At 69.5% G+C, this 20,026-nt stretch carries 16 protein-coding genes and 1 rRNA gene; 2 read left to right on the top strand and 15 right to left on the bottom strand.

All coding sequences use genetic code 11. From position 1 onward, the window contains the following. Position 1: 1 nt before the first annotated feature. The 12 genes from ACOQFR_RS02460 to ACOQFR_RS02405 all read right to left on the bottom strand — a co-directional run bounded on the left by ACOQFR_RS02460 (position 2) and on the right by ACOQFR_RS02405 (position 13,178). A complete protein-coding gene (locus tag ACOQFR_RS02460) occupies positions 2–2,167 on the bottom strand; it encodes a carboxy terminal-processing peptidase (protein ID WP_421378144.1) in 2,166 nt (721 codons plus the stop codon). A 141-nt stretch (positions 2,168–2,308) separates the two neighbouring features. After that, positions 2,309–3,304 (bottom strand): lipoyl synthase, encoded by a 996-nt coding sequence (gene lipA / locus ACOQFR_RS02455; RefSeq protein WP_421378142.1) that lies wholly within the window; start codon positions 3,302–3,304, stop codon positions 2,309–2,311. Positions 3,305–3,310: 6 nt separating this feature from the next. Continuing rightward, the gene (gene lipB, locus ACOQFR_RS02450) at positions 3,311–4,018 is read right to left on the bottom strand and encodes a lipoyl(octanoyl) transferase LipB (protein ID WP_421378140.1); all 708 of its coding nucleotides are present in this window, start codon (positions 4,016–4,018) and stop codon (positions 3,311–3,313) included. Further along, the gene (locus ACOQFR_RS02445; RefSeq protein WP_421378137.1) at positions 4,006–4,284 is read right to left on the bottom strand and encodes a DUF493 family protein; all 279 of its coding nucleotides are present in this window, start codon (positions 4,282–4,284) and stop codon (positions 4,006–4,008) included. The genes lipB and ACOQFR_RS02445 overlap by 13 nt, the downstream gene beginning before the upstream one ends. 51 nt (positions 4,285–4,335) lie before the next feature. Beyond that, complete coding sequence (locus tag ACOQFR_RS02440) at positions 4,336–5,568, bottom strand: D-alanyl-D-alanine carboxypeptidase family protein (RefSeq protein ID WP_421378135.1); 1,233 nt, start codon at positions 5,566–5,568, stop codon at positions 4,336–4,338. A gap of 92 nt (positions 5,569–5,660) precedes the next feature. Further along, complete coding sequence (locus ACOQFR_RS02435; protein WP_421378133.1) at positions 5,661–6,617, bottom strand: septal ring lytic transglycosylase RlpA family protein; 957 nt, start codon at positions 6,615–6,617, stop codon at positions 5,661–5,663. Next, on the bottom strand, positions 6,614–7,660 hold the full coding sequence (mltB, locus tag ACOQFR_RS02430) for a lytic murein transglycosylase B (protein WP_421378131.1): 1,047 nt from the start codon (positions 7,658–7,660) through the stop codon (positions 6,614–6,616). Before mltB ends, ACOQFR_RS02435 begins: the two co-directional genes overlap by 4 nt. A 60-nt stretch (positions 7,661–7,720) precedes the next feature. Beyond that, positions 7,721–8,824 (bottom strand): rod shape-determining protein RodA, encoded by a 1,104-nt coding sequence (gene rodA / locus ACOQFR_RS02425; RefSeq protein ID WP_421378129.1) that lies wholly within the window; start codon positions 8,822–8,824, stop codon positions 7,721–7,723. Then, positions 8,821–10,683: a penicillin-binding protein 2 gene (mrdA, locus tag ACOQFR_RS02420; RefSeq protein WP_421378127.1), complete on the bottom strand. Its 1,863-nt coding sequence runs from the start codon at positions 10,681–10,683 to the stop codon at positions 8,821–8,823. Before mrdA ends, rodA begins: the two co-directional genes overlap by 4 nt. 3 nt (positions 10,684–10,686) lie before the next feature. After that, the gene (gene mreD / locus ACOQFR_RS02415; protein WP_421378124.1) at positions 10,687–11,181 is read right to left on the bottom strand and encodes a rod shape-determining protein MreD; all 495 of its coding nucleotides are present in this window, start codon (positions 11,179–11,181) and stop codon (positions 10,687–10,689) included. Further along, entirely contained in the window at positions 11,178–12,113 is a 936-nt protein-coding gene (mreC, locus tag ACOQFR_RS02410) for a rod shape-determining protein MreC (RefSeq protein ID WP_421378122.1), read from the bottom strand. The genes mreD and mreC overlap by 4 nt, the downstream gene beginning before the upstream one ends. Positions 12,114–12,140: 27 nt before the next feature. After that, positions 12,141–13,178, bottom strand: coding sequence for a rod shape-determining protein (locus tag ACOQFR_RS02405; protein WP_421378120.1), 1,038 nt, complete (start codon positions 13,176–13,178; stop codon positions 12,141–12,143). Between the two features lie 170 nt (positions 13,179–13,348). Here ACOQFR_RS02405 and ACOQFR_RS02400 point away from each other — a divergent pair, with 170 nt between their 5' ends. After that, on the top strand, positions 13,349–14,287 hold the full coding sequence (locus ACOQFR_RS02400; protein ID WP_421378118.1) for a carbohydrate kinase family protein: 939 nt from the start codon (positions 13,349–13,351) through the stop codon (positions 14,285–14,287). 84 nt (positions 14,288–14,371) lie between these two features. Here the strand turns inward: ACOQFR_RS02400 and ACOQFR_RS02395 are convergent, their stop codons facing one another. Both ACOQFR_RS02395 and ACOQFR_RS02390 read right to left on the bottom strand, forming a co-directional pair. Beyond that, positions 14,372–16,714: a TonB-dependent receptor gene (locus tag ACOQFR_RS02395; RefSeq protein ID WP_421378116.1), complete on the bottom strand. Its 2,343-nt coding sequence runs from the start codon at positions 16,712–16,714 to the stop codon at positions 14,372–14,374. A gap of 32 nt (positions 16,715–16,746) precedes the next feature. After that, entirely contained in the window at positions 16,747–18,813 is a 2,067-nt protein-coding gene (locus ACOQFR_RS02390; protein ID WP_421378114.1) for a sulfotransferase, read from the bottom strand. A gap of 255 nt (positions 18,814–19,068) precedes the next feature. On the opposite strand from ACOQFR_RS02390, the gene ACOQFR_RS02385 reads away from it, so the two are divergent. Then, the gene (locus ACOQFR_RS02385; RefSeq protein WP_421378112.1) at positions 19,069–19,872 is read left to right on the top strand and encodes a hypothetical protein; all 804 of its coding nucleotides are present in this window, start codon (positions 19,069–19,071) and stop codon (positions 19,870–19,872) included. A 61-nt stretch (positions 19,873–19,933) separates the two neighbouring features. Here the strand turns inward: ACOQFR_RS02385 and rrf are convergent. After that, positions 19,934–20,026, bottom strand: a 5S ribosomal RNA gene (gene rrf / locus ACOQFR_RS02380); the annotation flags it as partial.

Raw genomic sequence — 20,026 nt, 5'->3', positions numbered from 1 at the left:
CTTACTCCGCCCAGACCTTGGCCTGGCGCGTCACCGGCAGCACCTGCGCGGTCAGCGAGGTGTCGCCCGACAGCAGGTCCAGGGCGTCGGCCAGGATCGCGGCCGATTCACGCAGCAGCGGATCGGGGCGCTTCTTGGCGGCTTCCTCGTCGGCGGCCTGCTCGGCCACGCTGCGCTCGCTGCTGCTCAGGCCGTCGTCGGCGCGGGCGAGCGCATCGGTGTCGAGGCCGGCGGCCTTGCGCTCGGCGTCACGCTGCTTGCGCTCGGCCTCCAGCCGGTCGCGCTCGGCGCGACGCACGCCTTCGTTGAGCGAGATCACCTTCTTCTCGCGCTCGGCGCGGAAGGTGGCGACGTCCTGCGACCACCAGCTGAACTCCGGGTCCTTGGCCACGCGCGCCTCGTGCTGGGCGCGCAGCTGCGGGCTGAGCTTGCTGAAGTTGCCCAGGTTGCCGTGCGGGGCCTGCGCGATGCGGGTGGCGGGCAGCGCGTTGTCGAAGCTGCTCTCGCCGTACTCGCTGGCGTCCAGGCTGACCGGGAACTGCAGGTCGGGCACCACGCCGGCGTGCTGGGTGGTGCCGCCGTCGACGCGGAAGAACTGCGCCACGGTCAGCTTCACCTGGCCGAACTTGGTGTCGTCCTTGCGCGGGAAGCGGTCCAGGTCGATCAGGCTCTGCACCGTGCCCTTGCCGAAGGTCGGCTCGCCGATGATCAGGCCGCGGCCGTAATCCTGGATGGCGGCGGCGAAGATTTCCGAGGCCGAGGCCGAGCTGCGGTTCACCAGCACCGCCAGCGGGCCGTCCCAGGCCACGCCGGTTTCGTCGTCGGCTTCCACGCTGACGCGGCCGCCGGTCTCGCGCACCTGCACCACCGGGCCCTGGTCGATGAACAGGCCGGTGAGCTCGACCGCTTCCAGCAGCGAGCCGCCGCCGTTGTCGCGCAGGTCGATCACCACGCCGTCGACGTTTTCGGTGCGCAGTTCGCGCAGCAGCTTGGCCACGTCCACCGTGGCCGAGCGCGCGTCCTTGTCGCCGCGGCGGCGGGCGTCGAAGTCCAGGTAGAAGGTGGGCAGCTCGACCACGCCGATGCGGCGGTCGCCGACCGTGATCACGCGCTTCTGCGCGGCCTGCTCCTCGAGCTTGACCTTGTCGCGCACGATGCTGACCAGCTGCGGCTTGGCGTCCACGCCGGCCTCGGCCGGCAGCACGTCCAGGCGCACCTGGGTGCCCTTCTTGCCGCGGATCAGCGCCACCACGTCGTCGATGCGCCAGCCCACCACGTCGGTCATCGGGCCGCTGGCGCCCTGGCCCACGGCCACCACGCGGTCGCCGACCTTGAGCTTGCCGCCGGTGCCGGCGGGGCCGCCCGGCACGATGGTGCGGATGACCACGAACTCTTCCTGGCGCTGCAGCACCGCGCCGATGCCCTCCAGCGACAGCCGCATCTGCATGTTGAAGTTTTCGGCGCTGCGCGGCGACATGTAGCTGGTGTGCGGGTCGATCGAGGTCGCGTATGCATTCATGAAGGTTTCGAACACGTCGTCGGCGCGCAGCTCGTGCACGCGCGAGGCCAGGCCGGCGTAGCGCTTGTCCAGCGTCTTGCGGATCTCGTCCTGGCTGCGGCCGGCCAGGCGCAGGCGCAGCGCGTCGTTCTTGACGTACTTGGCCCACTGCTGGTCCAGGGCCTTGCTGTCGGCGGCCCAGGGCGCGTCCTCGCGGTCGTAGGCCCAGGTCTCGTCGGTGCTGAAGTCGAAGGGCTTGGCCAGCAGCGCGCGCGCGAAGGCCACGCGCTCGTCCACGCGCTGCACGTAGGTGCGGAAGATGTCGTAGGCGGCGCCGAGCTGCTGGTTCTTGATGGCGTCGTCGTGGCGCTGCGCGAAGGGCTGGAAGCGCGTGATGTCGGCCTGGGTGAAGAACAGCTTCTGGCCGTCGAGCGATTCCAGGTAACGGCGGTGGATTTCGGTCGACAGCGCATCGTCCAGCGGCTTGGCGCGGTAGACGTAGCGGCTGTCGGACAGGATGCCGTAGACCATGCGCGCGGCCGCGGCCTGCTCGGCGCTGGGCTGGTAGCTGGCGGCCGGCGTCGGGCCCGGCGCGGGCGACGTGGTGGCGGCCACGGCCAGGGCCAGCGGCAGCACGGCGGAGAGGGCGATCAGCTTGTGCTTGAGCATGTCGGTTCCAGAGGCGTCAGGAGGTCAGCATGCGCCCGGCGCGGGGACCGGGCGTGTGCCAATAGTGATAAGGCACGATACCGGGGAAACGTGCCGTGAACAGCACCCTGCCTGCAACACACGGGGGCGTGAACGGGAGCTTTAAGCCACGTAGCCGGCGTCGGCGGCCATGCGGTCGGCATGGTAGGACGAGCGCACCATCGGGCCCGAAGCCACGTGCGTGAAGCCCATCGCCAGGCCTTCGGTTTCCAGGGTCTTGAATTCGTCCGGGGTCCAGTAGCGGATCACCGGGTGGTGGTGCGGAGTGGGCTGCAGGTACTGGCCGATGGTGACCATGTCCACGTCGTGGGCGCGCAGGTCGCGCAGCGCGCCCAGGACCTGGTCGTGGTCCTCGCCCAGGCCCAGCATGATGCCCGACTTGGTGGGCACGCCCGGGTGCTGGGCCTTGAAGCGCTGCAGCAGCTGCAGGGACCAGTCGTAGTCGGCGCCGGGGCGCACGTTGGCATACAGCTCCCGCACGGTTTCCAGGTTGTGGTTGAACACGTCGGGCGGGTTCGTGGCCAGGATTTCCAGGGCGCGGTCCATGCGGCCCTTGCCGCGGAAATCCGGGGTCAGGATCTCGATCTTGAGCTCGGGCGACAGCGCGCGGGCCTCGCGGATGCAGTCGGCGAAATGCTGGGCACCGCCGTCGCGCAGGTCGTCGCGGTCCACCGAGGTGATCACCACGTAGCGCAGGCCCATGTCGGCCACCGTGCGGGCCAGGCTGGCCGGCTCGCTGGCATCCGGCGGCTTGGGCCGGCCGTGGGCCACGTCGCAGAAGCTGCAGCGGCGCGTGCACACCTCGCCCAGGATCATGAAGGTGGCGGTGCCGTGGCTGAAGCACTCGTGGATGTTGGGGCAGCTGGCCTCTTCACAGACCGTGACCAGGCGGTTCTCGCGAAGCTTGGACTTGAGCTTGGCCACCGCGTTGCCGGCCGGAATGCGCACCCGGATCCAGCTGGGCTTCCGCAGGATCGGCGCGTTTTCGTCGAACTTGACCGGGCTCTTGCCGATCTTGTCGCCGCCCAGCTGCTTCACGCCCTCGACCAGGGGCGAACCCAGCACCTGCAGCGGGATGGTCTTGGCGGAGTCGGACATGGCAGCTCAGGCGGAAAGGGAGAGGTCGGGCAGCGCGGGCGACACCCGGGCCTGCAGGCCGAGGCCGCGGGACAGCGCCTGCACCAGGGCGGGCTTGATCGCCGGCAGGGCCCCGGGACCGGCCAAGTCTAGCACCGAGGTCACGGCCAGCCCCTCGTAGCCGCAGGGGTTGATGCGCCGGAACGGCGCCAGGTCCATCGCCAGGTTGAAGGCCAGGCCGTGGAAGCTGCAGCCGCGGCGCACCCGCAGGCCCAGGGCCATGATCTTGGCGCCGTCCACGTAGATGCCGGGCGCACCGGGCTTGCGCTGGGCGTCGATGCCCTGCCCGGCCAGCACGTCGATCACGGCCTGTTCGATGCGGCACACCAGCTCGCGCACGCCCAGGCCCAGGCGGCGCAGGTCCACCAGCGGGTAGGCCACCAGCTGGCCGGGGCCGTGGTAGGTGACCTGGCCGCCGCGGTCCACCTGCACCACCGGGATGTCGCCCGGCGCGAGCACGTGCTCGGGCTTGCCGGCCTGGCCCAGGGTGAACACCGGGTCGTGTTCGACCAGCCAAAGCTCGTCGTCGGTATCCGCATCGCGGGCATCGGTGAGCCGCTGCATGGCGCGCCACACCGGTTCGTAAGGCTGGCGGCCCAGGTCGCGCACGATCCAGTCGCGCGCCGCCGGCGCGGGCGCGGCGGCCGCAACCGCGCAGGCCGCTACAGCGTCCACTTCACCGCCGGGTGCTCGCGCAGCGCGCCGTGCGCGGCGTCGTAGTCCTCGCGCGAGTGCGCCTCGAACACCAGCGTGACCGACACGTAGTTGCCCTTGGACGAGGGCTTGATCCGGATGCGGTCGGGATAGACGGTCAGGCCCAGGGCCTCGAGCACCATCGGCATCACCAGGTGCAGGTCGGCCTCGGCCGACCCCATCGCACTGATTTCGAAGATGCCGGGGAACTGGAAGCCGTGCTCGGGGTTGTCGGACTGGATACTCATGCGGCCATTATGGGGCCGGGAAGCGCCGCTCCCAAGCCTGCGGGCGGGGCGTTATTCGCTTTCCCACCACAGCCAGAAATCGTCGCTCATGCGGCTGAAGAAGCCACCCTCGGCGACGTCGGCCAGGGCCACCAGCGGACGCTCGGCCACCACCTTGCCGTCCAGCGTGAAGCTGACCGTGCCGATCTGCTGGCCCTTCTTGATCGGCGCCACCAGCTGGCGGGGCACGTTCATGGTGGGCTTGAGGTCGGCGTAGCGGCCACGCGGCAGGGTCACCAGCAGCGGGTCGGTCACGCCCAAGGCGACGTTTTCGACGTCACCACGCCACAGGCGCTGGTCGGCGACCTTCTGGCCGGCGGTATAGACCGCGTGGGTCTCGAAGAAGCGGAAGCCCCAGTTGAGCAGGGCCAGGTTGCCCTGCTCGCGGGCCTTGAAGCCTTCGCTGCGGCTGGTGGTGTCGATGCCCAGCACCACCGAGATCAGGCGCTGGTCGCCGCGCTTGGCCGACGCGGCCAGGCAGTAGCCCGCGGCCGAGGTATGGCCGGTCTTGAGGCCGTCGACGCTGGCGTCCTTCCACAGCAGGCCGTTGCGGTTCCACTGCTGGATGCCGCCGTAGGTGAATTCCTTGATCTTGTAGAGCGCGTAATGGTCGGGAAACTGGTTGATCAGCGCGCGCGACAGCAGCGCGATGTCGCGCGCGGTCATCACGTGGCCTTCGGCCGAGAGGCCGTGCGCGTTCTCGAAGTGCGAGTTCTTCATGCCGATGCGCTGGGCATAGGCGTTCATCAGGTCGACGAAGGCCGACTCGCTGCCGGCCACGTGCTCGGCCAGCGCGATCGCGGCGTCGTTGCCCGACTGGATCACCAGGCCGTGCAGCACGTCATCGAGCTTGACCTCGGAATTGATGGCCAGCGCGCTGTAGCTGCCGTCGGTGCCCGCGCCACCCGAGCGCCAGGCGTTTTCGCTGATGCGCACCATGTCGCTGGCCTTGATCTTGCCCGAGGCCATTTCGGCGGCGACCACGTAGGACGTCATCACCTTGGTGATGCTGGCCGGTTCGAGCGGCTGGTCGATGTTCTCGCCCGCCAGCACCTGGCCGCTGGCGTGGTCCATCAGGATCCAGGCCTTGCCCTGCGGCACCGGCGCGGCCGGCGTGGGCGCGGCCTGGGCCGGGGCGGCCGCCGGGGCGGGCGCGGGCTTGGGCTGCGGCGTCGGGGTCTGGGCCAGGGCGACCGTGGTGGCCAGGGCGGCCGTCAGGGCGAGGAAGAAGCGGGAAACGGACATCCGGGGGTGGCTCCAGAACGGGGCGGGGCATGGGCCCGGCCGGGGGTGATGAGGGGGACTCGCGACGGCGCGCGGACGGGACATGCTAGCGCTCATTCGCTGAATACTCGCGGGCTGGGCAGGCCCAGTTCCTTCAGGGTCGCCAGCACGCCCTCGACCTTCCGCGCGGCCAGCGGGCCGACGCGCACGCGCCAGATCGGGCCGTCCTGGCCCTGCCCTTCCTCGACCTGCACCGACGGAATGCCGGCATCGCCGAGCTGGCGCGCGATGCGGTGCGCGTTGCCACGATCGCGGTAGGCGCCGACCTGCACGATCTGCGGCGCCGAATCCTGCACCGTCGGCGCGGGCGGCGACGGCGGCAGCGTGGCGGGCGCCGCCGCGGCGATTTCCGCACCGCCGGTGAGTGCTCGCACTTCCACGCGTGCGGTGCCGGTGCGGTCCACGCCCAGCTTCACCGCGGCGGCGTAGCTGAGGTCGATGATGCGGCCGGCGTGGAAGGGGCCGCGGTCGTTGACGCGCACGATGGCGCTGCGGCCGTTGTCGAGGTTGGTGACGCGCACGTAGCTGGGCAGCGGCAGCGTCTTGTGCGCGGCGCTGAAGCTGCACATGTCGTACACCTCGCGGCTGGAGGTGTGCCGGCCGTGGAATTTCTGGCCGTACCACGAAGCCACGCCGCGCTCGACGTAGCCTTCGGCGCTGGGCAGCACGCGGTAGCTCTTGCCCAGCACGGTGTAGGGCGTGCGGTTGCCGAAGCGCGAGGCCGGCTCGGGGCGCGGCACCGGCTCGGGGATGCCGCTGATGTCGAGCGCGTGCTGCGGGGCGCTGTCGGGCACGCCGGGCGCATACAGGCCGCCGGGCGTGTAGTCCTCGTCGCGGTGTTCGCGCACCTGCACGCAGGCCGGCGCTACGCCGGCGGCAGCGGGCGGCGGCGGCGGCAGGGCGCGCGGCGTGCCGGCACGGGACACCGGCTCGGGCAGCACCGGCTTCACCGGCTTGTCGGCGCAGCCCGCCAGCAGGGCCAGCAGGACCAGGCCCGGCAGCCGCCTCATGGAGCGGCGGCGACGGCCGGCGCGGCCGCGATCTCGCGCGAGAGCTGGTGCACCGCCATCGCGTACATCGGCGAGCGGTTGTAGCGGGTGATGGCGTAGAAATTGCGGAAGCCCAGCCAGTATTCGACGCCGTCGTTGCCTTCGAAGGTGACGAGCGTCGCGGCCAGGTCGTGGCCCTGCGCCTCGGTCGGGCGATAGCCCTTCGCGCCGAGCTCGGCCAGGCTGTACTTGGCCTCCAGCGTGTCGGGCACGAACGGCGCGGCGCCGGCCTCGGCCTGCGCGCGCGCGACCACCGGCTCGTCCTTGCGCCAGCCGTGGGCGACGAAGTAGTTGGCCACCGACGCGAACACGTCGGGCAGCGAGCCGAACAGGTCGCGGCGGCCATCGCCGTCACCGTCGCGTGCATAAGCGCGATAGCTGGACGGCATGAACTGGCCATAGCCCATCGCGCCGGCATAGCTGCCCTTGAGCGCGGCGAGGTCGAGCTTCTCTTCCTTGGCCAGCAGCATCACCTGCGCCAGTTCGTCGCGGAAGAACTGGCCGCGCCTGGTTTCGCGCTCGACCTGCTCGGGCTTGCCGCTGACCGGATAGAAGAAGCCCAGCGTGTACAGCGCATCGAGCACGCGGTAGCTGCCGGTGTTGCCGCCGTAGCTGGTTTCCACGCCGATGATGGCGACGATCACTTCCGCCGGCACGCCGGTCTCGGCCGAGACCTTGTCGAGCCCGGCGCGATGTTTGGCCAGGAAGGCGCGGCCGTCGCCGATGCGGCGGTCGGTGATGAAGATGGGGCGGTAGTGCTTCCAGGGCTTCACCGCCTCGGCCGGGCGCGACATCGCGTCCACGATGCTCTGGCGGTACTCGGCCTGGGCCAGCCAGCCTTCGATTTCAGCCGGCGCGAGGCCGTATTTTTCCGAGGCTTCGGCCACGAAGCTGGCGCGCAGCGCGGCGTCGGGCGTGGGTGCCTGCGCCAGGGCGGTGCCGCCCACGGCCAGCAGCAGGATGACGAGGAGGCGGGACAGTTTGCGCAGGGGATTGCAGGGCATGGGCGGGTTCACGGCGGGGTTGCGGCAATTTACCACGCAAAGCCGCGCCCACGGCCGCTTTCAGCCCATGAACTTGCGGTGCGCATGCACCGACATCACCATGCCGAAACCCACCAGCAGCGACACCGCCGAGGTGCCGCCGTAGCTGAGCAGGGGCATCGGCACGCCCACCACCGGCAGCAGCCCGGCCACCATGCCGCCGTTCACGATCACGTATACCGAGAAGGTCATCGCCAGGGCGCCGGCCAGGATGCGCGCGTACCCGTCGCGCGCGTCCACCGCCAGCCAGATGCAGCGGCCGACGATGAACAGGTACAGCGCCAGCAGCGTGACCACGCCGAGCCAGCCCCACTCTTCGGACAGCACGGAGAAGATGAAGTCGGTGGTGTGCTCGGGCAGGAAGTCCAGGTGTGCCTGACTGCCCTGCCCCCAGCCCTTGCCGCCCATGCCGCCGGAGCCGATCGCGATCTTGGACTGGATGATGTTCCAGCCGGTGCCCAGCGGGTCGGACTCGGGATCGAGGAAGGTGAGCACGCGTTCGCGCTGGTGCGGCAGCAGGAAGGGCCAGATCGCCGGCAGCGAGGCCAGGCCGCCGCCCACGAACAGGCCGATGCGCCACCAGGCGATGCCGGCCAGGTAGATCGCGAACGCCCCCGAGGCCGCCACCAGCATGCCCGTGCCCAGGTCGGGCTGCTTGACGATCATCGCCACCGGCAAGCCGATGATGGCGGCGCACACCGCCAGCGCCTTCCATCCCGGCGGCAGCACCACGCCGTGCAGGTACCAGGCCAGCATCATCGGCACCGACAGCTTCAGCAGTTCGCCGGGCTGCAGGTAGAACACGCCCAGGTCCAGCCACAGGTTGGCGCTGCGACCCGAGCCGAACACGAACACCAGAGCCAGCAGCACCAGGCTGCCCGCGTAGGCCACCGGGGTCCACAGGCGCAGGCGCGCGGGCGTGAGCCGCGAGACCAGCACCATCGCGCCCAGGCCCACGCCGAAGCGCACCGCCTGCGACAGCACCAGCCGCGAGTTCTCGCCCGAAGCGCTGGCCAGCACCACCAGGCTGATCAGCATCACGCACAGCAGCGCCAGCAGCAGCGGCAGGTCCACCTTGTCGAGCAGGCGCATGCCCGCATCGCGCAGCCAGCGCAGCAGCATCATCGCGCGGTGTCCTCGGGCGGCGGCACCAGCCAGGCGTCCAGGATCTTGCGCGCCACCGGCGCGGCCGCGCCCGAGCCCGAGCCGCCGTGCTCGACCAGCACCGCGATGGCGATGGTGGGCTTCTCGGCCGGCGCGTAGGCGATGAACCAGGCCTGGTGGCGCAGGTGGTAAGGCAGGCTGGCCGGATTGGTGCTGGCCAGGCCGCGCCGGCTGGTGCGCTGCGCGGTCCCGGACTTGCCCGCCATGCGGTAGGGCGCACCGGCGGCGGCCACGCGGCCGGAACCGCCGGGCCCGTGCATCACGTCTTCCAGGCCCAGCTTCACCGCCGCAAGGTTGTCGTCGTCGGGCACCACGCGGACGCCGGCCGGCTGCGGCTCCAGCACGCGCGGCTGGTCGAAGCCGGCCTGGCTGGCGCGCACCAGGTGCGGGCGGTGGCGCACGCCGCCGTTGGCGATCATGGCCGTGCCCTGCACCAGCTGCAGCGGCGACGTCACCCAGAAGCCCTGGCCGATGCCGGCGTTGACGGTATCGCCGGGGTACCAGTCGGCATTGAGCTGGCGCCGCTTCCAGGCGCGCGAAGGCCGCACGCCGGAGATTTCGCCACTGAGGTCGATGCCGGTGGGTTCGCCGAAGCCCAGCCGCTGGAAGAAGGTGTCGAGCCGGTCCACGCCGATCTCCACCGCCAGCTTGAAGTAGTAGGTGTTCACCGACTGCGCCAGCGATGCGCGCAGGTCCACCCAGCCATGGCCACCGGCGCGCCAGTCGCGGTAGCCGCGCGCCTGACCGGGCAGGAAGAATTCACCGGTGGACAGGGTGCGGTCCTCGGGACGGCGCAGGCCGAGTTCCAGGCCGGCCAGCGCCATGAAGGGCTTGATGGTGGACCCGGGCGGGAAACCACCGAGCACCACGCGGTTGTACAGCGGCCGCGACGGCCCCTGCAGCGCCTGCCAGTCGGTGTGGCTGATGCCGTTGATGAACAGGTTGGGGTCATAACCCGGCAGGCTGACCATGCCGAGGATTTCGCCGGTGGCCGGATCCACCGCCACCGCGGCGCCGTCCTTGCCTTCGAACGCGTCCACCATCGCCTGCTGCAGGCGCGCGTCCACGCTCAGGTAGAGGTCGGCGCCGGGCTTGGCGTCATGCCGGCGCAGCACGCCCAGCGCGCGGCCTTCGACATTGGTCTCGACTTCCTCGTAACCGATCTCGCCGCGCAGTCGCGGCTCGTAGTAGCGCTCCAGGCCGGCCTTGCCGATGTGGGTAAGCGCCGCGTTGCGGCTGTCACCCATCGCCTCGATGTCGGCCACGTCCACCCGGCCGACGTAGCCGATGATGTGCGAGAACAGCGGGCCATACGGATAGCGCCGCGTCAGGTAGGGCACCACTTCCACGCCCGGGAAGCGGTGCCGGTTCACGGCCAGGCGCGCCAGCTCGCCTTCGTCCAGGCGCAGCTTGATGGGGATCGGGCGGAAGCCGCGCGTGACCTTGCGGGTGTCGCGGAAGCGCTTCACGTCTTCCGGGTCCAGGGCCACCAGCTCGCCCAGGGCCTGCAGCGTGGCATCGAGGTCGCCGGCCTGCTCGGCCACGATCTCCAGGCGATAGGCGGGCACGTTGTCGGCCAGCAGGCGGCCGTTGCGGTCGAAGATCAGGCCGCGCGCGGGCACGATCGGCCGCGGCTTGATGCGGTTGGCCTCCGAGCGCGTCTGGTACTCCTCGTGCTGCAGCACCTGCAGCCGGAAGTAGCCGCCGGCGAGGCCGAGCATGGCCAGCGCGATGCCCAGGAAGCCCAGCAGGGCGCGGCGCCGGAACTGTTCGGCCTCGGCCAGGACGTTCTTGAGTTTCTGCCGGCGCGGCGCTCGCATGGCTCAGCCCGCGCGCTCGCGTTCGCGCAGGCGCAGCCGCAGTTCGTCCAGCAGCAGGAACAGCCAGGGCCACAGCGCGAAGCCGATCACCGGCGACAGCCAGGTGCCCCAGGGCGGCAGGCCGTCGCCACTGGCGGCGTGCACGGCCAGCGCCACCAGCCGGTCGTTGAGCAGCAGCGCGAACACCGCCAGCGCCTGCTGCCACAGCGGGAAGAAGCGCAGCCGCGCGCGGAAGCGCTGCACCAGGAAGCTGAGCACCACCAGACGCATGGCCTGTTCGCCCAGCAGCGTGCCCGAGACCAGGTCGGCGGCCAGGCCCGCGATGAACGCGGTGCCCAGGCCCACGTGGTCGGGCGCTTCCAGGATCCAGTAGCACAGCAGCATGGCCAACAGGTAAGGCCGCGCCAGGCCGATGCCGGTGGGCAGCGGCACCACCAGCACCAGCAGGCTGGCGAGCAGGCTGCCGTAGATCAGCCAGCCGGACGGGACGCGGGTCATGCGCGCGGCTCCGGGGTGGTGGCGGGTTCCGTGGCGGGCGCAGGTTCCGTGGGCGGCGGCGGGGGCGGTGCTTCCGGACCCACGTCCACCTGATCCAGGGTGTTGCTGACCAGCAGCACCTCCAGCCCGCGGTCGAGGCGCGCGGCCGGTCGCGCCTCGGCCACCACGAAGCGGCGGGTGACGTCGGGCTCGAGCTGTTCGATCACGCCGACCGGAAAGCCGGCGGGAAAGCGGCCGCCGATGCCCGACGTAACCAGGCGGTCGCCAACGCGAATGTCGGCGCTGGGCGGGATGTTGCGCAGGCTCAGCGCCTGGGTGTCGCCGGTGCCGTAGGCGATGGTGCGCAGACCCGAGCGGGCCACCTGCACCGGGATCGCGTGTTCGGGATCGGTGAGCAGCAACGCGGTGGCGCGGCGCGGCGTCACTTCGATCACCTGGCCCAGCACGCCGCCGGCATCCATCATGGCCTGGCCGACCACCACGCCGTCGTCGCTGCCCGAATCGAGCACGATGCGCTGGCGCGACGGATCCAGGTCGATGTCGATGATGCCGGCCAGCTGCGCCGACAGCTTGTAGCCGCGGGTGCCGCCCAGCAGTTCGCGCAGACGCTGGTTTTCCTCGGCCACGGCGGCCAGGCGGTGCAATCGGCTGGCGTGCACCTGCAGTTCGCGGCGCAGGCGCTGGTTGTCGTCCTGCAGTTCGGTGCGCGAGCTGAAGAGCTCGCCGACGCCGTCGGCCAGCCGGCCGGGCGAGGCGGCGAGCCACCAGACCGGTTCGGCCAGCACGCTGGCCTTCTGCCGCAGCTGCGCGGCGAAACCGCCGCGCTGGTCGGCCACCATCAGCACGATGGCGATGGCCAGGTAGGCGAGCAGCGGCAGCGTACCGCCGGCGCTCTCGCTCAGTCTCGCGGCGGCGGAACCCGGGTAGGCCACGGCATCAGGGGCTGGCGTTGGGCCGCATCACTCCGGCGAGAAGAATTCGTTGCCGTGCATGTCGATCAGCTCGAGCGCACGGCCACCGCCGCGCGCCACGCAGGTGAGCGGATCGTCGGCGACGTGCACGTGCAGGCCGGTTTCCTCGGAGATCAGCTTGTCCAGGTCGCGCAGCAGCGCGCCGCCACCGGTGAGCACGATGCCGCGCTCGGCGACGTCGGCGCAGAGTTCCGGCGGGGTCTGCTCCAGCGCCTGCTTGACCGCGCTGACGATGCCGCTGAGCGGCTCGTGCAGGGCCTCGAGCACTTCGTTGGAGTTGATGACGATCATGCGCGGCACGCCCTCGGCGAGGTTGCGGCCGGAGACTTCCATCTCCTTGACCACGGCCTGCGGGAAGGCGCAGCCGATCTCGAGCTTGATGCGCTCGGCGGTGGTTTCACCGATCAGGGTGCCGTGGTTGCGGCGCACGTAGTTGATGATGGCGTCGTCGAAGCGGTCGCCGCCGATGCGCACCGACTGCGAGTAGACAATGCCGTTGAGCGAGATGACCGCGACTTCGGACGTGCCGCCGCCGATGTCGATCACCATCGAGCCGCGCGCTTCGTCCACCGGGATGCCGGCGCCGATGGCCGCGGCCATGGGCTCCTCGATCAGGTAGACCTCGCGGGCGCCGGCCTCTTCGGCCGACTCCTTGATGGCGCGGCGCTCGACCTGGGTGGAACCGCAGGGCACGCAGATCAGCACCCGCGGGCTGGGCCGCAGGAAGCGCGAGGTGTGCACCTTCTTGATGAACTGCTTGAGCATTTCCTCGGTGTGCGTGAAGTCGGCGATGACGCCGTCCTTCATGGGCCGGTGCGTGGTGATGTTGCCGGGCGTGCGGCCGAGCATCTTCTTGGCTTCGGCGCCGACGGCGGCCACTTCACGGCCGCCCTGGCTGTGGCGGACGGCGACCACGGAAGGCTCGTTGAGCACGATGCCCTGTCCGCGGACGAAAATGAGGGTGTTGGCGGTGCCCAGGTCGATCGACAGGTCGTTCGAAAACAGGCCGCGGAGCTTCTTGAACATCTGGGGGAAGCCTTGGGAAATGGGGGTTTTGGGGATTGAGTAGGTTACCAACCACCCCCGGCCCCGGCAAGGAAAACCGGCGTTTTTCCCGTGCCTTCGCCCTCGCGCCACGCTAACATGTGGCCCTTTCCCGGGGCCGGACCGACCGCCCCCACCTTCGAGGTCCGACGATGCCTTCTGCCCTGATCTGCGGTTCCCTGGCCTACGACACCATCATGGTGTTCCAGGACCAGTTCAAGAACCACATCCTGCCGGACAAGGTCCATATCCTGAACGTGTCCTTCCTGGTGCCGCGCATGCGCCGGGAATTCGGCGGCTGCGCGGGCAACATCGCCTACAACCTCAAGCTGCTGGGCGGAAACCCGGTGCCGATGGCGACCGTCGGCCAGGACTTCGGTCCCTACCGCGAGCATTTCGAGGCCTGCGACATCCGGCTGGACCACGTCAAGGAGCTGTCGGACCTGTTCACGGCCCAGGCCTTCATCACCACGGACCTGGACGACAACCAGATCACCGCCTTCCATCCGGGCGCGATGATGCGGTCGTACGAGAACCACGTGCGCGACGTGGCCGACATCGGCTTCGGCATCGTCGGCCCGGACGGCTACGAGGCCATGCTTCAGAACTCCAAGGAATTCGCCGAGCTCGGCATCCCGTTCATCTTCGACCCGGGCCAGGCCATGCCGCTGTTCAACGGCAAGGAGCTGACCACGATGATCGAGCAGGCCACCTACGTGACCGTGAACGACTACGAGTCCAGCCTGCTGCAGGACAAGACCGGCCTGAGCGAGAAACAGATCGCCGAGCGCGTGGAGGCCTACATCGTCACCCGCGGCCCGACCGGCTCGGAAGTGCACGCCAAGGGCGGCCTGCTGCACATCCCCGCCGCCAACGCGATGCGCGTGGTGGACCCCACCGGCTGCGGCGACGCCTACCGCGCGGGCCTGATCTTCGGCCTGATGAACGGCATGGACATGGCCACCACCGGCCGCATCGCCTCGCTGATGGGCGCCCTGAAGATCGAGCACCTGGGTCCGCAGAACCAGCGCTTCGACTACGAAGAGTTCGCCGAACAGTTCCGCCAGCAGTTCGGCTACGCCCTGCGCTAAAAACAAATCCGGGGTCAGAGTGCGTTTATCTTGGCCGCGCGTCAGCGCGAAGATAAACGCACTCTGACCCCGGATTGGCCGGGACTAGAAGTCCTGGGAGAAGCGGACGCCGAAGGTGCGGGGGCGCGCTACCACGGTGTACGCCTGGTCGCCGCAGACGGCCTCGGCGCACTGGGTGAAGCGCGACAGTTCGGCGCGTTCGTCCAGCACGTTCTTGACGTAGAAGTCCACGTTCCAGTTGTTGCGACCGAAACCGGCGGTGAGGTCGAGCATGGAGTATTCGTCCAGCTGGCCCAGGATCAGCCGCTCCGCCGTGCGCAGGTCGGTGCGCCGCTCGCCCTCGTGCGAGAGCTGGCCCTGCACGTGCGCCTCGAAGCTGCCCACGTCGAAGGTGTAGCGCGCCGTCACGTTGGCCTTGAACTTGGGCGTGATCGGCAGGCGGGCACCGTCGGGCGCTTCGGGCGACGCGCAGTTGGTTTCCGGATTGCCGTTGGCGTCGGTGAAGCCGCAGTAGTTCTCGGTCAGCTTGGCGTCGTACAGCGCGATGCCGCCCGACAGCCGCAGGTTGTAGGTGGCGGCCCAGCTCAGGTCGGCCTCCAGGCCGCGGATGCGGGCGTTGTTGGCATTCTTGATCTCGGTCAGGCCGTTCTGGCCCAGGATGGCGAACTGGAAATCCTCCCAGTCCTGCGAGAACACCGCGCCGTTGAAGTTCAGCCGCCCGTCGGCCCAGGTAGACTTCCAGCCGAACTCCACATTGGTGAGGTAGTCGGTGAGATACGGCGCCAGCGTGCCGCGGCGGTTGATGCCGCCCGGACGGAAGCCTTCCGACCACGTGGCGTACACCATCGCGTTGTCGTTGATCTGGTAGCTGAGGTTGAAGCGTCCCAGCGAGTCGTCTTCCTTGACCGTCTTGTTGAACACCTCGCACGGGGCATTCGGGTACGGCGGCAGGTTCTGCGTGTTGCAGGCGCCCTCGCCATACGTCGGGTTGGACGAATAGCCGTCGTTGAAGCCGAAGAAACCGCGCAGGCTGTTGTCCACCTTGAAGAATCGCATGCCGGCGGTGGCGGTGAGCCGGTCGGTGATGTCGTAGGACAGCTCGCCGAAGAAGGCCTGGTCCTGGTCCTCGCGCTGCTGGCGGGTGAGCCAGATCGTGTCGGGCCAGCCGGTGACCGACAGCGAGTCGGCCAGGTCGTCGATGCGGTAGCGCTCCTGGATGTCGTTGTCCTGCTTCTGCCAGAACACGCCGGCCACGAAGCGGAAGCGGTTCTCGGAGGGCGAGGCGATGCGCAGCTCGTGGCTCTGCTTCTTGTAGCCGTTGGTGGCCTGGATGTACTGCGACGGGTTCACCAGGTCGCCGTTGTCGTCGTAGAAGTAGGTGCCGTAGCCGAACAGCGTGTCGTACCAGTACGCGTAGTCGTTGTAGTCCGACTCGGTGTCCAGGTCGCGGTCGAGGTGGGCGAAGGCGTAGGTGACGTCGAAGTTGCCGATGCGGCCCTGCACGGTCAGCGCCGACTGGGTCCAGCGGTCTTCCGAGGTCTGCGGGTAGTACTGGTTGGTGTCGAGCTCGCCTACGTCGGGATCGACGCCGAAGCTGCCGTTGATATCCTGGCGCTGGGTGATCACGCTGGGCGTGATCGACCAGTTGTCGTTGAGGTCGATCTTCAGCGCGGCGCGGGCACCGGTGGTGTCACCGAAGTTGTAGTCGTCGCGGGCCACGCCGGCGTTGTTGATGGTGATGCCGGAGCTGGGGAAGGTGCGCTCGCCGTACTCGTTGTCGATGAAGCCGGCGTCGTCGCGGTCCCAGGCCACCAGGCGGATCGCGGCGCGCTCGCCGATGGGCAGGTTGATGAAACCTTCCGCCACGTGGCCGGTGCCGCCCTCGCTGATCGAATTGAACTCCAGCCCGTAGCCGGCCGCGAACCCGCTGGGATCGGGCTTGTTGGTGATGATGCGGATCGTGCCCGACTGCGAGCTGGCGCCGTACAGCGTGCCCTGCGGTCCGGCCAGCGCTTCCACCCGCTCGATGTCGTAGGGATGGATGTCGACGGCGCCGCGGATGGTGGTGACGGGCTGTTCGTCCAGGTACACGCCGACGCTGGGCAGCGGCCCGGAGTGGTTGCCGTCGCCGCCGCTGGCGACGCCGCGCATGTAGACCTGGAAGTTGCTGGGCACTTCGCCCAGCCGCTGGAAGGACACGCTGGGGAACTGGGTCGCGATGTCCTCGAAGTCGGTCACGTGCAGCTCGTCGAGCTGCTCGGTGCCCAGCACCTGGATGCTGATCGGCACCTTCTGCAGGTTCTCTTCGCGTTTCTGCGCGGTGACCGTGATCGCGTCGAGCACCGGCGCTTCTTCGGTGCTCTCCTGCGCCCAGGCGGCGCTGCTCATCGCCAGGCAGATCGCGGTGGCGAGCGGCAGCCTCGCCATCGCTCCCGGCCTGCGAGGTTGGTGTCTCCCCTTCATGACGCACTCCCCGTGGTGGTGGTGGTGGATTGGATCGGATCCGAGGCGCTGTGCGGCGGCGCGTCGGGATAGGTGTCCAGGGCGGGGCCCAGGGCCTGTTTCAGCGGGCCGAGCCAGGGCTCGTAGTGCCGCCAGTGGTCGAGGCCTTCGCGGTAGATCGGCTGGCGCACCTGCTCGGAGCTGGCGGTGCGCACCGGGCGCGCGTTCTCGAAGAAGCGCAGGCAGCCGGGTTCGAACGGCAGGCCGCAGTAGTCGAGCAGGGCCCGCACCTGGGCTTCGGTGTCCTGCACCAGGTCTTCGTACACCACCCGGTGGATGCGGCCGGGCAACACCTGGTCGAAATGCGCCATCAGCGCCAGGTAGTCGCGGTAATAGCGGCCGATGTCGTCCAGGCCGTAGCTGAAGTTCTGGCCGCGGGCGAAGTACTGCTTGTAGCCGGAGAAACAGCAGGCCAGCGGATGCCGGCGCACGTCCACGATGCGCGCATTCGGCAGCATCAGGTGGATCAGCCCGGCGTGGAAGAAGTTGTTCGGCATCTTGTCGATGAAGTGCGGCGCATCGGTCTTGCGCTGCACCCGCGTGCGGGCCAGGTAGCGCTCGCCCAGCTCACGCAGGCGGTCGGCGTCCAGCGTGGCCAGCACGTCGTGGTAGGACGCGCCGCTGCCCTCGCGACGCAGGTCGTGGGTCAGCGCAATCACCTCGGGCAGCTCCATCGTGCCCTCGACGGCGGAATGGCTCGACAGGATCTGCTCGACCAGGGTGGAGCCCGAGCGCGGCAGGCCGACCACGAAGATCGGGTCGGGCGCGGGATGGCCCTGGCCGGTTCGGCGGGCCAGGAAGTCCGGGGTGAAAAGTTCGCGCGACCGGCGTACGCGGGTGGTGGCGTCCTCCGGGCGATAGGGCAGGCTGGCGCGGCGCTGCCGGTTGCCCTGGTCGTAGTGCGCGAAGGACGCCGCGTAATCGCCGGCATCTTCGTGCGCCTTGCCCAGCGCGAATTCGAACTGGCAGCGCTGCTCGGCATCCAGGTCGCTGCGCTCGAGCTGCTCGGCCATGGCGTGCAGGTCGGCGGGTTCGAAACGGAAGGTCTTGAGGTTGGCCAGGCTCCAGTAGGCCTCGCCGAAGCCGGGATCGAGCGCGATGCTGCGGCGGTAGGCGGCGATGGCGCGGTCGCGCAGGCCGGCGGTCTTGAGCGCGTGGCCGAAGCTGAGCCAGATGCGGCCGTGGTCGGGGTATTCCGCCAGGATGCCGTCGTAGAGTTCGATCGCCGGCAGGTAGTCGCCGATGCGGCAGAGCACCACGGCCTTGAGGTTGCGGGCGCTGGCGTTGCCCGGGTCGTCGGCCAGCAGGTGGTCGATCTGCGCCAGCGCCTCGGCCGGCTTGTTGGCCCGGTGCAGCACCATCGCGTAGTTCTGCCGGGCCGCCTGGAAGCGCGGGGCCAGCTGCACGCAGCGGTCGAGCAGCACTTCAGAATCCTCGAGCCGGCCGAGCCGCGCCGCGACTTCGGCCAGCATGCGGATCGCGGCCACGTCGGTGGGGCTGCGCTGCAGGTGCGCCTTGAGCAGGGCTTCGGCCTCGGGGATGCGGTTGGCGATCAGCGCGTCGGCCGCCGCCATCAGGCGGGGATCGCCGGAGGCGTGGCGGACATGGTGTGCATAGGCCGCGTCTGCGGCCTCGGAGTCGCCGGTGGCGCCGAGGTGATCGCCGAGGGCCAGCCAGGCCGTGGGATGGGTGGGCGACAGCGCCAGTCCTGCGCGGAGCTCGGCGATGGCTTCGTCGCCGCGGCCCGACCGGCCCAGGCGCAGGCCCAGTTCGATGCGCGGGGCCGCCCAGGCGGGGTGTTGCCTGGCCAGCGTGCGCAGTTCGCCCAGTGCCAGGTCGGATCGGCCGCAGGCATCGTTGGCCAGGGCGCGCAGCAGCAGGGCCGGCGGGTGCGGGCCGACGCTGCGAAGGATTTCGTCGGCCTGGGCCAGGGCCAGCGCCGGTTCGCGATCGAGCAGGCGGGCGGCGTGGGCCAGGGCCTGGTCCAGCGTCGCCGTCGGGTGGGAGTCCGGGCTTACGGCCATGATCTGCAGCGGGGGTTCGGTTGCACGTGCCTTCCCAACGGCGCGGGGCCGTGCGATCCGGCGGGAACCGGTACCGCCACGGCCCGGTCTTCACACGCTGGATTGTTACGGTTAGATAACACGCCGTTCGAGGCTTGTCGACGCGGCGTGAAGGGGTGCCGGCGGTCGCGACGTTCGATTCAACGCCATCGCGGCGGAGTCGATGCTCTAGCCGGCTCGGTGATGGTGGAGGCACCCCCGACCGGAGATCTCGCCATGTCTCGCCACGCCCTACCGTGTGCCGCGCTCGTCCTGTCCCTGGCCAGCCTCGGCGGCTGCGGGCAATCCGACCGGGTGGAAATAGCCAACAACGATGGCGCCGGTCTGGTGGCGGCGCTGCGCCTGGCCAACGAGCGGCCCGGCCCCGACACGATCGTGCTGGCCCGCAATGGTTTCTACATCCTCAGCCAGGAGGCGCAGGAAGGTTTGCTGCTGCCTTCGCTCAAGGGCGAACTGACGATCGTCGGCAACCATGCCGAGATCCGCGGCTACATGGCCACCCCCGCGGCACTGCTGCAGGTGGAGGAAGGTGCCGAGGTGCGCATCGAGAACCTGGTGCTGGCCGAGGGCACCGACGGGGCCCTGCGCAACTTTGGCGACCTGCACCTGGCCAACGTGGACTTGGTCGACAGCTCGGTACGGCGGCTGCCGGCAATCGTGCTCAACCACGGCAGCCTGACGGCGACCGGCGGAGAAATCGCCTACAACCACGTGCTCGGCGTGCGGCGTGACGCCGGCACGGTGCTCAACTACGGGCAGATGCGCCTGGAGCAGACGCACATCCATGACAACCGGACGCTGGGCCGGCACCCGACCCTTGCGGCGGCCGGAGGCATCCTCAATTTCGGCAGCGTGGAGGCCGATGGACTGACGCTGCAGGACAACGAATTGCCAGACGAACCCGTGCCGGCGCTGAGTTTCGGCGGAATACTGAACCTGGGTAACGGGCGATTCTCCGGCACCAACTCCAGTGGGCCGGTGCGGGACGCCAGGCATGCGACCGCATTCGCGGGACTTTGACGACGAACGCGGAGCAAAGAAAAACGCCGCCCTGTGTGGGGCGGCGTTTTAGGGATAAAAACCCTGGCGATGACCTACTCTTGCATGGCTTAGGCCACACTACCATTGGCGCAGCTGCGTTTCACTTCCGAGTTCGGGATGGGATCGGGTGGTT

This window comes from Arenimonas sp. MALMAid1274, assembly GCF_049195245.1.
Taxonomy (GTDB): Bacteria; Pseudomonadota; Gammaproteobacteria; order Xanthomonadales; family Xanthomonadaceae; genus Arenimonas.
Note: the sequence above shows the minus strand (reverse complement) of the source record. Positions and strands in the feature narration are given on the sequence as shown.